This is a genomic window from Leclercia sp. GHBNCSD, assembly GCF_055805075.1.
Genome location: NZ_JBQVYO010000001.1, coordinates 3,768,798 through 3,780,835, shown reverse-complemented (window position 1 = coordinate 3,780,835; position 12,038 = coordinate 3,768,798). Strand labels below are relative to the sequence as shown.

General features: G+C 56.8%; 13 protein-coding genes. 4 read left to right on the top strand and 9 right to left on the bottom strand.

From position 1 onward, the window contains the following. Positions 1-72: 72 nt before the first annotated feature. The 3 genes from lpxM to znuA all read right to left on the bottom strand — a co-directional run bounded on the left by lpxM (position 73) and on the right by znuA (position 3,443). Positions 73-1,044, bottom strand: coding sequence for a lauroyl-Kdo(2)-lipid IV(A) myristoyltransferase (lpxM, locus tag ACT3IC_RS18060; RefSeq protein ID WP_156654755.1), 972 nt, complete (start codon positions 1,042-1,044; stop codon positions 73-75). 116 nt (positions 1,045-1,160) lie between these two features. Continuing rightward, the gene (gene mepM / locus ACT3IC_RS18055; RefSeq protein WP_103180059.1) at positions 1,161-2,483 is read right to left on the bottom strand and encodes a murein DD-endopeptidase MepM; all 1,323 of its coding nucleotides are present in this window, start codon (positions 2,481-2,483) and stop codon (positions 1,161-1,163) included. Positions 2,484-2,498: 15 nt separating this feature from the next. Beyond that, positions 2,499-3,443 (bottom strand): zinc ABC transporter substrate-binding protein ZnuA, encoded by a 945-nt coding sequence (gene znuA, locus ACT3IC_RS18050; protein WP_159339660.1) that lies wholly within the window; start codon positions 3,441-3,443, stop codon positions 2,499-2,501. A gap of 77 nt (positions 3,444-3,520) precedes the next feature. Between znuA and znuC the strand changes: the two genes are divergently transcribed. Then, the gene (znuC, locus tag ACT3IC_RS18045) at positions 3,521-4,276 is read left to right on the top strand and encodes a zinc ABC transporter ATP-binding protein ZnuC (RefSeq protein WP_103822382.1); all 756 of its coding nucleotides are present in this window, start codon (positions 3,521-3,523) and stop codon (positions 4,274-4,276) included. Then, on the top strand, positions 4,273-5,058 hold the full coding sequence (gene znuB / locus ACT3IC_RS18040; RefSeq protein ID WP_103180061.1) for a zinc ABC transporter permease subunit ZnuB: 786 nt from the start codon (positions 4,273-4,275) through the stop codon (positions 5,056-5,058). Before znuC ends, znuB begins: the two co-directional genes overlap by 4 nt. A 101-nt stretch (positions 5,059-5,159) precedes the next feature. Here the strand turns inward: znuB and ruvB are convergent, their stop codons facing one another. From ruvB to aspS, 6 genes are all read right to left on the bottom strand, one after another. Next, a complete protein-coding gene (gene ruvB, locus ACT3IC_RS18035; RefSeq protein ID WP_103180062.1) occupies positions 5,160-6,170 on the bottom strand; it encodes a Holliday junction branch migration DNA helicase RuvB in 1,011 nt (336 codons plus the stop codon). An 8-nt stretch (positions 6,171-6,178) separates the two neighbouring features. Continuing rightward, entirely contained in the window at positions 6,179-6,790 is a 612-nt protein-coding gene (gene ruvA / locus ACT3IC_RS18030; RefSeq protein WP_103180063.1) for a Holliday junction branch migration protein RuvA, read from the bottom strand. Between the two features lie 83 nt (positions 6,791-6,873). Further along, positions 6,874-7,395 (bottom strand): crossover junction endodeoxyribonuclease RuvC, encoded by a 522-nt coding sequence (gene ruvC, locus ACT3IC_RS18025; protein ID WP_103180064.1) that lies wholly within the window; start codon positions 7,393-7,395, stop codon positions 6,874-6,876. Positions 7,396-7,429: 34 nt separating this feature from the next. Beyond that, on the bottom strand, positions 7,430-8,170 hold the full coding sequence (locus tag ACT3IC_RS18020) for a YebC/PmpR family DNA-binding transcriptional regulator (RefSeq protein WP_103180065.1): 741 nt from the start codon (positions 8,168-8,170) through the stop codon (positions 7,430-7,432). Between the two features lie 27 nt (positions 8,171-8,197). Further along, a complete protein-coding gene (gene nudB, locus ACT3IC_RS18015; RefSeq protein ID WP_103180066.1) occupies positions 8,198-8,641 on the bottom strand; it encodes a dihydroneopterin triphosphate diphosphatase in 444 nt (147 codons plus the stop codon). Position 8,642: 1 nt separating this feature from the next. After that, on the bottom strand, positions 8,643-10,415 hold the full coding sequence (gene aspS, locus ACT3IC_RS18010) for an aspartate--tRNA ligase (RefSeq protein WP_156654756.1): 1,773 nt from the start codon (positions 10,413-10,415) through the stop codon (positions 8,643-8,645). A gap of 240 nt (positions 10,416-10,655) precedes the next feature. Here aspS and ACT3IC_RS18005 point away from each other — a divergent pair, with 240 nt between their 5' ends. After that, positions 10,656-11,222: a hydrolase gene (locus tag ACT3IC_RS18005; protein ID WP_103180068.1), complete on the top strand. Its 567-nt coding sequence runs from the start codon at positions 10,656-10,658 to the stop codon at positions 11,220-11,222. After that, positions 11,219-12,037, top strand: a complete 819-nt coding sequence (locus tag ACT3IC_RS18000) for a DUF72 domain-containing protein (protein ID WP_103180069.1) — start codon at positions 11,219-11,221, stop codon at positions 12,035-12,037. Before ACT3IC_RS18005 ends, ACT3IC_RS18000 begins: the two co-directional genes overlap by 4 nt. Position 12,038 lies beyond the last annotated feature (1 nt).

The window sequence follows — 12,038 nt, the reverse complement described above, 5'->3', positions numbered from 1 at the left end:
TACAGGTCCGTAGGCCCGTGCAAGCGCAGCGCCGCCGGGCAATAAAAAAATCCCCCGTTTCCGGGGGATTTTTTATTTCTTCGGATAGAGCTCTTTACGCTTATAGGGCTCTTTCTCGCCGGGCTTGCGCGTCTTCAGCAGTTTCAGGATCCAGGTGTACTGCTCCGCGTGGGGCCCCACCAGAATCTCCACCTCTTCGTTCATCCGGCGTGCAATAGTGTTGTCGTCCGCGGTGAGCAGATCGTCCATCGGTGGGCGGACTTCAATCGTCAGGCGATGGGTTTTGCCGTCGTAAATGGGGAATAACGGGATCACCCGCGCCTGACACACCTTCATCAAGCGGCCAATGGCGGGTAACGTCGCTTTATAGGTGGCAAAGAAATCGACAAACTCGCTATGTTCCGGCCCGTGATCCTGGTCCGGCAGATAGTAGCCCCAGTAGCCCTGGCGTACGGACTTGATAAAGGGTTTGATCCCGTCGTTACGGGCATGCAGGCGTCCGCCGAAGCGACGACGCACGGTGTTCCAGACATAATCAAAGACCTTATTTCCCTGATTATGGAACATCGCCGCCATTTTTTGCCCTTGCGAGGCCATCAGCATCGCCGGAATATCCACGCCCCAGCCGTGCGGCACCAGGAAGATCACCTTTTCGTCGTTGCGACGCATCTCTTCGACGATCTCCAGCCCCTTCCAGTCGACCCGGCTGGTCACTTTTTCCGGCCCGCGTAAGGCCAGCTCAGCCATCATCGCCATCGCCTGCGGCGCGGTAGTAAACATCTCATCAATGATGGCTTCGCGTTCTGCCTCGCTCTTCTCCGGGAAGCAGTAAAACAGGTTTATCTGGGCGCGACGACGGGCGCTTTTGCCCAGTTTGCCCGCCAGGCGCCCCACTTTGCCGAGCAGCGGATCGCGCAGGGCGGGAGGCAGCATCGCAATACCTGCAAACGCATAGACACCCAGCCAGGCGCCCCAGAAGCGCGGATGACGAAACGATTTCTCAAATTCAGGAATGTATTCACTATTGTTCTTTTTGGTTTCCATGCTTTTTCCAGGGCGGGTGATGCTTTAAAGAGTGATGAGATAGTTTAGCGAGGCCATGTGCAACGCACAAAAGAAAAAGCCGGTGCAGGAGTGCACCGGCTTTTAACGCTGCTGAATTAATTCAGGGTCAGCTGGGGAATAACCTCTTTGACCTGCGCCAGATAATCGGTGCGGTCTTTACCGGTCAGCCCTTCGGTGCGCGGCAGCTTCGCCGTTAACGGGTTGACCGCCTGCTGGTTGATCCACACTTCATAGTGCAGATGCGGGCCGGTAGAACGCCCGGTATTGCCCGACAGCGCAATACGGTCGCCACGTTTCACTTTCTGGCCCGGCTTCACCAGCAGCTTACGCAGGTGCATATAGCGCGTAGTGTAGGTGCGACCGTGACGTATAGCGACATAATAGCCCGCCGCGCCGCTGCGTTTTGCCATTACCACTTCGCCGTCACCGACAGCCAGAACCGGCGTACCCTGCGGCATGGCGAAATCCACCCCACGGTGCGGCGCAACACGGCCAGTGACCGGATTCAGACGACGCGGGTTAAAGTTCGAAGAGACGCGGAACTGTTTCGACGTCGGGAAGCGTAAAAAGCCTTTCGCCAGACCCGTACCGTTACGATCGTAGAATTTACCGTCTTCGGCGCGGATGGCGTAATAATCTTTACCATCCGTGCGTAGACGGACGCCCAGCAGCTGGCTCTGCTCGCGCTTGCCGTCCAGCATTTCGCGGGACATCAGCACCGAAAACGAATCGCCTTTTTTCAGCTTACGGAAGTCCATCTGCCACTGCATGGCTTTGATCACCGAGCTGATTTCACCGCTGGTCAGCCCCGCATCACGGGCGCTGGCAACAAAACTGCCGCCACTTAAGGTACCTTTGATGGCGCTGTTAACCCAGTCACCCTGCTGCATTTCGCTGCTCATCTTGAAACCGTTTTCAGTACGATCGTAAGTACGGGTTTCACGACGGGAGACTTCCCAGGTCAGGCGCTGCAAGTCACCGTTATCGGTGAGGGTCCAGGAGAGCTGTTGACCGATTTTCAGGTTCCGCAGATCTTTATCAGACGCAGCAAGCTGGCTGATTTCACCCATTTCAATGCCGTACTGGTTCAGAACGCTGCTTAATGTATCGCCCGTTGACACGACATATTCGTGTACGCCCACTTCGGCTTCGGTCTTTTCATCAAGCTCATCCTGCGGAATCGCTTCTTCTTCCTGCGGGGCCTGGTCGATAGGTTCACTGGCTTCCGGCAGCAGGGAGCGAATTTCACTCTTTTCCAGCTCAATGGTTCTGATAACTGGCGCGGAATTTGGGTGGTATACAAAGGGCCGCCAGACGGCGACCGCTAAGGTGAGAACTGTAAGCGACCCCAGCATGACGCGGTGGGGCCGGGGCAGATTGTTAAATGCCAGGGCGACAGAGCGGGCTATCTGTTGCACGTAATCACTTCCTCGTTAATCTCCTTTCAGGCAGCTCGCATACTGGTTCGCCAGTTGGCTGAGGAACTGTGAATAGCTCGCTTTGCTCAACTGGATAGAGGTTCCCAGTGGGTCAAGGGTGCCCATACGGACGGACGTTCCCCTTGCCACGGCTTCAACGACCGCTGGCCTGAACTGTGGCTCAGCAAAAACGCAGGTCGCTTTTTGCTCAACCAACTGTGTTCTGATTTCATGTAAACGCTGCGCACCAGGTTGAATTTCTGGATTCACGGTGAAGTGGCCAAGCGGCGTAAGACCGTAGTGTTTTTCGTAGTAGCCATAGGCATCATGAAAAACGAAATATCCCTTACCTTTCAATGGTGCGAGCTCGGTACCCACCTGCTTGTCGGTTGCGGCAAGTTGTGCCTCAAAATCCTTCAGGTTGGCGTCTAGTTTGGCTCGACTTTGCGGCATAAGTTCCACTAATTTTTCATGGATTGCAACCGCTGACAGCCGCGCTATTTCTGGTGAAAGCCAAAGGTGCATGTTGTAGTCACCGTGATGGTGATGCTCGTCACCTTTTTCCTCGGCACCGTGGCCATGATCGTGGTCGTGCTCGTCATCATCCGCCCCTTTCATGAGAAGCGGTTTCACACCTGCAAGGCCAGAGATGTTAACCTGTTTAGCGTCAGGCAACTGACTCGCTGACTTCTGCATGAAGGCTTCCATCTCCGGGCCAATCCATACAACTAAGTCCGCGTTTTGTAAACGTTTTACGTCCGAAGGGCGCAGGGAGTAGTCATGCTCTGACGCGCCATCAGGCAATAAAACCTGGGTTTCGGTGACGCCATCTGCGATAGCGGAAGCGATAAAACCGAGCGGTTTAAGCGAAGCGACAACGGCGGCGTTAACATCTTGTACTGCGGTACCCCAAAGAGCAGCGGATAATGCTGCGAAAAGAAGCGTATTTTTCTGTAACATAATGCGACTAATCATCGTAATGAACATGTGGAATGTGATATTATAACATTCGATGACTTCTGCAAGCATAAATTGATATGACGACTTTGGTTTCTCTCGAAAATATTTCGGTTTCATTTGGCCAGCGCCGCGTCCTCTCTGACGTTTCGCTGGATCTGAAGCCTGGCAAAATTCTGACGTTACTCGGCCCCAACGGCGCGGGTAAATCAACGCTGGTGCGGGTTGTACTCGGCCTGGTAGCACCCGATGCGGGCCTGATCAAGCGTGATCGGCAGCTACGTATTGGCTATGTCCCTCAGAAACTGCATCTGGACGCCACGCTGCCGCTGACGGTCAGCCGTTTCCTGCGTCTGCGTCCCGATACGCGTAAAGAGGATATTCTTCCGGCGCTCAAGCGGGTACAGGCCGGGCATCTTATCGACGCGCCCCTGCAAAAACTCTCCGGCGGCGAAACCCAGCGCGTGCTGCTGGCCCGCGCCCTGCTGAATAAGCCGCAGCTGCTGGTGCTCGACGAGCCGACTCAGGGCGTGGATGTCAACGGTCAGGTTGCCCTGTATGACCTCATCGATCAGCTACGTAAAGAGCTGGACTGCGCTGTGCTGATGGTGTCGCACGACCTGCATCTGGTCATGGCGAAAACGGACGAAGTGCTTTGTCTTAACCATCACATCTGCTGCTCCGGCACGCCGGAAGTGGTCTCCATGCATCCGGAGTTTATCTCGATGTTTGGTCCTCGCGGTGCCGAACAGCTGGGCATTTATCGCCACCATCACAACCACCGCCATGATTTGCAGGGACGCATTGTCCTTCGCCGGGGAAACGGTAACTCATGATTGAACTCTTACTGCCCGGCTGGCTGGCCGGGATGATGCTCGCCTGCGCGGCGGGTCCACTGGGCTCGTTTGTTGTCTGGCGCCGGATGTCCTACTTTGGCGATACGCTGGCGCACGCTTCCCTGCTGGGGGTGGCGTTTGGTTTGCTGCTGGATGTGAATCCATTCTACGCGGTGATTGTGGTTACGCTGCTGCTGGCCGCCGGCCTGGTCTGGCTGGAGAAGCGCCCGCACCTGGCGGTGGATACGCTGCTTGGGATCATGGCCCACAGCGCCCTGTCGCTGGGTCTGGTGGTGGTCAGCCTGATGTCCAATATCCGCGTGGATCTAATGGCCTATCTGTTTGGCGATCTGCTGGCGGTGACACCTGACGATCTGATCGCCATTGCCATCGGGGTGGTGATTGTCCTCGCAATCCTGCTGTGGCAGTGGCGTAACCTGCTGGCTATGACCATCAGCCCGGATTTAGCCTTTGTAGATGGCGTGAAGCTGCAGCGCGTGAAGCTGCTACTGATGCTGGTCACTGCCCTGACCATTGGCGTGGCGATGAAGTTTGTCGGGGCGCTGATCATCACCTCACTGCTGATTATCCCAGCCGCCACCGCCCGTCGTTTTGCCCGTACCCCGGAGCAGATGGCCGGTGTAGCCGTGGGTGTAGGGATGATTGCCGTCACCGGCGGGCTCACCTTCTCGGCGTTTTACGACACCCCTGCCGGACCGTCGGTCGTGCTGTGCGCGGCAGTGCTGTTTATCTTCAGCATGATGAAGAAACCAGCCAGCTAAGGTCATTAATTGCCCGGTGGCGCTACGCTTACCGGGCCTACAGGATCGCGCTTTTGTAGGCCGGATAAGGCGCAGCCGCCATCCGGCAACTTCCGCCGAGGTTACGGCATCTCCGGCGGCGTAATGCCAAAGTGATCCCAGGCCCGCACCGTCGCCATGCGCCCGCGCGGCGTACGCTGCAAAAAGCCCTGCTGGATCAGATAGGGCTCCAGCACATCTTCAATGGTCTCACGCTCTTCGCCAATCGCCGCCGCCAGGTTATCCAGCCCGACCGGCCCGCCAAAGAATTTATCCAGCACCGCCAGCAGCAGCTTGCGATCCATATAGTCGAACCCTTCAGCATCGACGTTCAGCATATCCAGCGCCTGGGCGGCGATCTCATGCGAAATAGTGCCGTCGTGCTTCACCTCGGCAAAATCACGCACCCTGCGCAGCAGCCGGTTGGCGATACGTGGCGTCCCGCGGGAACGCTTCGCCACTTCAAAGGCCCCCTCTTCGCTCATATCCAACCCCATAAAGCGCGCGCTGCGGCTGACGATATGCTGGAGATCGGGCACCTGATAAAACTCAAGACGCTGCACAATGCCGAAACGATCGCGCAGCGGTGACGTTAACGACCCGGCGCGGGTGGTGGCGCCAATCAGCGTGAAAGGCGGCAGATCGATCTTAATCGAACGCGCAGCCGGACCTTCGCCAATCATGATATCCAGCTGGTAATCTTCCATCGCCGGATAGAGCACCTCTTCCACCACCGGTGACAGGCGGTGGATCTCATCGATAAACAGCACGTCGTGGGGTTCAAGGTTGGTCAGCATCGCCGCCAGATCCCCTGCCTTTTCCAGCACCGGGCCGGAGGTGGTGCGCAGGTTAACGCCCATCTCATTGGCGACGATATTTGCGAGGGTCGTTTTCCCGAGCCCCGGCGGGCCGAAAATCAACAGGTGATCGAGGGCATCGCCGCGAAGTTTCGCCGCCTGGATAAAGATCTCCATCTGCGAACGCACCTGTGGCTGGCCAATATACTCATCAAGCAGTTTCGGGCGGATCGCCCTGTCCACCAGATCTTCTGTCTGAACACTGCCTGCCGAGACCAGACGGTCTGCTTCAATCATCCTTTACCTCACAATGCGGCGCGCAGCGCTTCACGAATCAGGGTTTCACTGGTGGCGTCCGGTTTAGCCACTTTGCTAATCATCCGGCTCGCTTCCTGAGGTTTATAGCCCAGCGCCACCAGCGCGGCAACCGCTTCCTGTTCCGCATCGTCTGTTGCCGGGCCAGCCGGTGAGGTCAGCACCAGGTCGGCGGCAGGGGTAAACAGATCGCCATGCAGACCTTTAAAGCGATCTTTCATCTCGACAATCAGGCGCTCGGCCGTTTTCTTACCGATGCCAGGGAGCTTAACCAGAGCAGCGGGATCTTCACGCTCTACGGCGTTAACAAACTGCGGAGCCGACATCCCGGAGAGGATGGCCAGCGCCAGTTTTGGCCCTACGCCGTTGGTTTTAATCAGCTCTTTAAACAGGGTGCGCTCCTGCTTGTTGTTAAAGCCATACAGCAGCTGGGCATCTTCACGCACTACAAAGTGGGTAAAGACGATCGCTTCCTTGCCCGCGTCCGGCAATTCATAGAAACAGGTCATCGGCATATGGACTTCATAGCCCACGCCTCCGGTCTCAAGCAGCACTATCGGGGGTTGTTTTTCTAGAATGATGCCTCTGAGTCTGCCTATCACGTGACGCTCCTGCGTTAAGGGCTAAAAGTTACCGCTGCCATAATAAAAAAAGGCTGGATAAACATCCAGCCTGATTTTTACATTTAGCGCAATCGACCGCGCGCCAGATTGAGCCGCGATTCGCTCATCTGCACCGCATTCTGGCTGATGTGGCAATGGGTAATGGCGATCGCCAGGGCATCGGCAGCATCCGCCTGCGGATTGGCGGGCAGTTTAAGCAGGGTACGCACCATGTGCTGCACCTGGCTTTTTTCCGCACTGCCAATTCCCACCACGGTCTGCTTAACCTGCCGTGCGGCGTATTCAAACACCGGCAGATCCTGATTCACCGCCGCGACAATCGCCACGCCGCGCGCCTGGCCAAGCTTCAGCGCCGAGTCGGCGTTTTTCGCCATAAATACCTGTTCAATGGCAAAATAGTCCGGCTGGAACTGGGTGATGATCTCCGTCACGCCCGCATAGATCAGCTTCAGGCGCGACGGCAGATCGTCCACTTTGGTACGGATACAACCACTGCCCAGGTAGGTCAACTGTCGCCCGACCTGACGGATAACGCCATAACCGGTGATGCGTGAGCCCGGGTCAATACCGAGAATAATTGCCATCACGCCGCTCCGGTTAATGGTTTACGTTGGGCCATTACAGCGTAGCCGCAACCTCGTCGGAGATTTCACCGTTGTGGTAGACTTCCTGCACATCGTCGCAGTCTTCGAGCATATCGATCAGACGCAGCAGTTTTGGTGCGGTTTCCGCATCCATATCCGCTTTGGTGGACGGGATCATGGAGACTTCAGCCGCGTCGGCTTTCAGGCCAGCGGCTTCCAGTGCATCACGCACCGCGCCCATCTCTTCCCATGCGGTATAGACGTCAATCGCGCCGTCGTCATAGGTCACCACATCTTCAGCACCCGCTTCCAGCGCCGCTTCCATGATCACATCTTCGTCGCCTTTCTCGAAGGAGATGACGCCTTTTTTGCTGAACAGGTAGGCAACGGAACCGTCGGTACCCAGGTTGCCACCGGTTTTGCTGAAGGCATGACGCACTTCCGCCACGGTACGGTTACGGTTGTCGGACAGACACTCAACCATGACCGCCGTACCGCCAGGACCGTAACCTTCATAAATGATGGTTTCCATGTTCGCGTCTTCATCGCCGCCTACGCCACGGGCGATAGCACGGTTCAGGGTGTCACGGGTCATGTTGTTGCTCAGCGCTTTATCGATCGCTGCGCGCAGACGCGGGTTGGAACCGGCATCGCCGCCACCCAGACGGGCTGCGGTAACCAGCTCACGAATGATTTTGGTAAAGATCTTACCGCGTTTGGCATCCTGTGCCGCTTTGCGGTGTTTGGTGTTGGCCCACTTACTATGACCTGCCATAAAAATATCCTCAAAGAGCGCGCCCTTTCAGGCGGCGTTAATTACAAATTCTTCAATCGCCTGCCGGTTGCTCCACGACTTGGTTAACGCCGCGGCTTCGGTCGCATTAACCCAGCGGTAGGTCAAATGTTCGGTGAACACGATCTCCCGTTCGTGGGGAAGCGCAAGGCAGAACCAGGATTCTGTATTGCGTTCAGTCCCCGGCGCATAGCGATGACGTAAATGACTAAAAATTTCAAACTCCACCGTGCGCTGACAGTCCTTCAGGGTCAGTTGCTCGCGAGCAACGTCAATGGTGACCTCTTCCTTTACTTCGCGCGCGGCGGCCTGCAACGCGGTTTCTCCCTCCTCCAGGCTGCCGGTTACCGACTGCCAGAAGGCGGGATCGTCGCGTCGCTGCAACATCAGCACCCGCTTCGTGTCTTCTGCATAAATGATCACTAACACGGAAACGGGAAGCTTATATGCCATATCAGTTTTTCTCTTCCTTTTTCACCACTTCGATACCCAGCTCGCTTAAGGAGGCAGGGTTAGCAAAGCTTGGCGCTTCGGTCATCAGACAGGCCGCGGCGGTGGTTTTCGGGAAGGCGATAACATCACGAATGTTGTCGGTACCGGTCAGCAGCATGGTCAGACGATCCAGACCAAACGCCAGGCCCGCGTGCGGTGGAGTACCGTACTTCAGGGCGTCCAGCAGGAAGCCAAACTTCTCGCGCTGCTCTTGTTCGTTAATGCCCAGAATACCAAACACGGTCTGCTGCATTTCACCGCTGTGAATACGCACGGAACCGCCACCCACTTCGTAGCCGTTGATGACCATATCGTAGGCGTTCGCCACGGCCTCTTCCGGCGCCGCTTTCAGCTCTGCCGCGCTCATATCTTTCGGCGAGGTGAACGGGTGGTGCATAGCGGTCAGGCCGCCTTCGCCGTCGTCTTCAAACATTGGGAAGTCGATAACCCACAGCGGCGCCCATTTGGCTTCGTCGGTCAGGTTCAGATCTTTACCCAGCTTCAGACGCAGTGCGCCCAGCGCGTCGGCAACCACTTTCTTGTTGTCTGCGCCGAAGAAGATCATGTCGCCGTCCTGGGCTTCGGTGCGCGCCAGGATGGATTCGACGATCTCAGCATTCAGGAATTTCGCCACCGGGCTGGTGATGCCTTCGATGCCTTTCGCGCGCTCGGTGACTTTGATGTAAGCCAGGCCTTTCGCGCCATAAATCTTGATGAAGTTACCGTAGTCGTCAATCTGCTTACGGCTCAGGCTCGCACCGCCCGGTACGCGCAGGGCAGCCACGCGGCCTTTCGGATCGTTAGCCGGGCCAGAGAAGACCGCAAACTCAACGCCTTTCAGCAGGTCGGCAACGTCCACCAGCTCCATCGGGTTACGCAGGTCTGGCTTGTCGGAACCGTAGCGGCGCTCGGCTTCGGCGAAGGTCATGATCGGGAAGTCGCCCAGATCCACACCCTTCACGTCCAGCCACAGGCTGCGCACCAGCGCTTCCATCACTTCACGCACCTGCCCGGCGGTCATGAAGGAGGTCTCGACGTCTATCTGGGTAAATTCTGGCTGACGGTCAGCACGCAGATCTTCGTCACGGAAGCATTTGACGATCTGATAGTAGCGATCGAAACCGGACATCATCAGCAGCTGTTTGAACAGCTGAGGAGACTGCGGCAGCGCGTAGAATTTGCCTTTATGAACGCGGGATGGCACGAGGTAGTCGCGCGCGCCTTCCGGGGTCGCTTTGGTCAGCATCGGGGTTTCGATATCGAGGAAACCGTGATCGTCCATAAAGCGGCGCACCAGGCTGGTGATTTTTGCACGGGTTTTCAGGCGCTGGGCCATTTCCGGGCGACGCAGATCGAGGTAGCGGAATTTCAGACGCGCTTCTTCGGTATTGATGTGGTTGGAGTCCAGCGGCAGCGATTCTGAACGGTTGATGATGGTCAGATCGGTCGCCAGCACTTCGATTTCGCCGGTCGCCATGTCGCTGTTGATGTTTTTCTCGTCACGCGCACGCACGGTACCGGTCACCTGGATGCAGAACTCGTTACGCAGTTCAGCTGCCAGCTTTAACGCATCGGCGCGGTCTGGATCGAAAAACACCTGCACGATGCCTTCACGGTCGCGCATATCGATAAAGATAAGGCTGCCAAGATCACGACGACGGTTGACCCAACCACACAAGGTCACCTGCTGTCCGACGTGGGACTGACGCAGCTGCCCGCAATATTCTGTACGCATGAGATATCCCTTAACTTAGCCGCAGGCTACTATGTCGCAGCTTTTTGTATGTCAAACTGGATGAAAAAAGGCGGCTATTATACTGGAAATTCCGCCAGACGATAAGAGAGAAGCGCGCCATGCGCGCGTTTGCTGCTCGCATCTTGCATATTCTCACAAAATTTAACAAAAATATCAGACCTGGAACAGGCTGGCTCAGCGTAAGGTATTAGCATGGCTCACTATTTAACAGGAAAAACCATGTTCACACTCGACGCTGCCCGTACCGCCCTTGTGGTGATTGATTTACAGGAAGGGATCCTGCCCTTTGCCGGTGGCCCGCATACCGCTCAGGATGTGGTCAGCCGCAGTGCTCGTCTGGCGGAAAAATGCCGCACCAGCGGTTCGCCGGTGGTGATGGTCCGCGTGGGCTGGTCCGCTGATTTCGCCGAGGCGCTGAAGCAGCCGGTAGATGCACAAGCCCCTGCCCATGCTCTGCCGGAAAACTGGTGGGACTACCCGCTGTCACTGGGTAAGCAAGAGAGCGATATCGAAGTGACCAAGCGCCAGTGGGGCGCGTTTTACGGCACCGATCTTGAGTTACAGCTGCGTCGTCGCGGCATCGATACGATCGTTCTGTGTGGGATCGCCACCAATATTGGCGTCGAATCCACCGCCCGTAACGCCTGGGAGCTGGGCTTTAACCTGGTGATCGCCGAAGATGCCTGCAGCGCAGCTTCGGCCGAGCAGCATCTCGGCAGTATGACCAATATCTTCCCGCGTATTGGCCGGGTACGCAGCACCGAAGAGATTATCAACGCACTATGATCTATCTGGGGTTACCCCAATGGTCGCACCCGAAATGGGTGCGGCTGGGCATAACGGGTCTTGAAGAGTACGCCCGCCACTTTAATTGCGTGGAAGGTAACACCACGCTCTATGCCCTGCCTAAACCTGAAGTGGTGGCGCGCTGGCGGGAGCAGACCGACGACGACTTTCGCTTCTGCTTTAAATTCCCGGCTACCATCTCCCATCAGGCTGCGCTGCGTAACTGTGACGATTTAACCGCAGAATTTTTTACCCGCCTGGCGCCGCTGGCCAACCGTATTGGCCAGTACTGGGTGCAGCTCCCCGCCACCTTTGGCCCACGCGATCTGCCCGCGCTATGGCAGTTTCTCGATGCCCTGCCCCGGGAGTTCACTTATGGCGTTGAGGTTCGTCATCCTGAATTCTTCATGAAAGGCGAGGCGGAGAAAGCGCTTAACCGCGGTCTGCATGAGCGCGGCGTCAATCGCACCGTTCTCGACAGCCGCCCGGTCCACGCCGCCGTGCCGCATAACGAGGCCATCATCGACGCCCAGCGTAAAAAACCGAAGGTGCCGGTACATGCGGTGATGACCGCCAGCAATCCGATGGTGCGTTTTATCGGTAGCGACAACATGCCGCAAAACCAGGCGCTGTTTGCTGTCTGGTTACAGACTCTGGCGAAGTGGGAACAGACCGCCACGCCATATCTTTTTTTGCATACCCCTGATATCGCCCAGGCGCCACAACTGGTCGATGCTCTCTGGCACGCCTTGCAGGCCGTGGCACCGTCCATCGGCGACGCCCCCGCAATTCCGCAGCAATCTTCTCTTTTCTGAG

What these genes read in the sequence shown, in the direction of transcription:
- lpxM (WP_156654755.1), bottom strand. Translation starts at nt 1,044, where the DNA reads ATGGAAACCAAAAAGAACAATAGTGAATACATTCCTGAATTTGAGAAA.
- znuA (WP_159339660.1), bottom strand. Translation starts at nt 3,443, where the DNA reads ATGTTACAGAAAAATACGCTTCTTTTCGCAGCATTATCCGCTGCTCTT.
- znuC (WP_103822382.1), top strand. Translation starts at nt 3,521, where the DNA reads ATGACGACTTTGGTTTCTCTCGAAAATATTTCGGTTTCATTTGGCCAG.
- znuB (WP_103180061.1), top strand. Translation starts at nt 4,273, where the DNA reads ATGATTGAACTCTTACTGCCCGGCTGGCTGGCCGGGATGATGCTCGCC.
- ruvB (WP_103180062.1), bottom strand. Translation starts at nt 6,170, where the DNA reads ATGATTGAAGCAGACCGTCTGGTCTCGGCAGGCAGTGTTCAGACAGAA.
- ruvC (WP_103180064.1), bottom strand. Translation starts at nt 7,395, where the DNA reads ATGGCAATTATTCTCGGTATTGACCCGGGCTCACGCATCACCGGTTAT.
- ACT3IC_RS18020 (WP_103180065.1), bottom strand. Translation starts at nt 8,170, where the DNA reads ATGGCAGGTCATAGTAAGTGGGCCAACACCAAACACCGCAAAGCGGCA.
- nudB (WP_103180066.1), bottom strand. Translation starts at nt 8,641, where the DNA reads ATGGCATATAAGCTTCCCGTTTCCGTGTTAGTGATCATTTATGCAGAA.
- aspS (WP_156654756.1), bottom strand. Translation starts at nt 10,415, where the DNA reads ATGCGTACAGAATATTGCGGGCAGCTGCGTCAGTCCCACGTCGGACAG.
- ACT3IC_RS18005 (WP_103180068.1), top strand. Translation starts at nt 10,656, where the DNA reads ATGTTCACACTCGACGCTGCCCGTACCGCCCTTGTGGTGATTGATTTA.
- ACT3IC_RS18000 (WP_103180069.1), top strand. Translation starts at nt 11,219, where the DNA reads ATGATCTATCTGGGGTTACCCCAATGGTCGCACCCGAAATGGGTGCGG.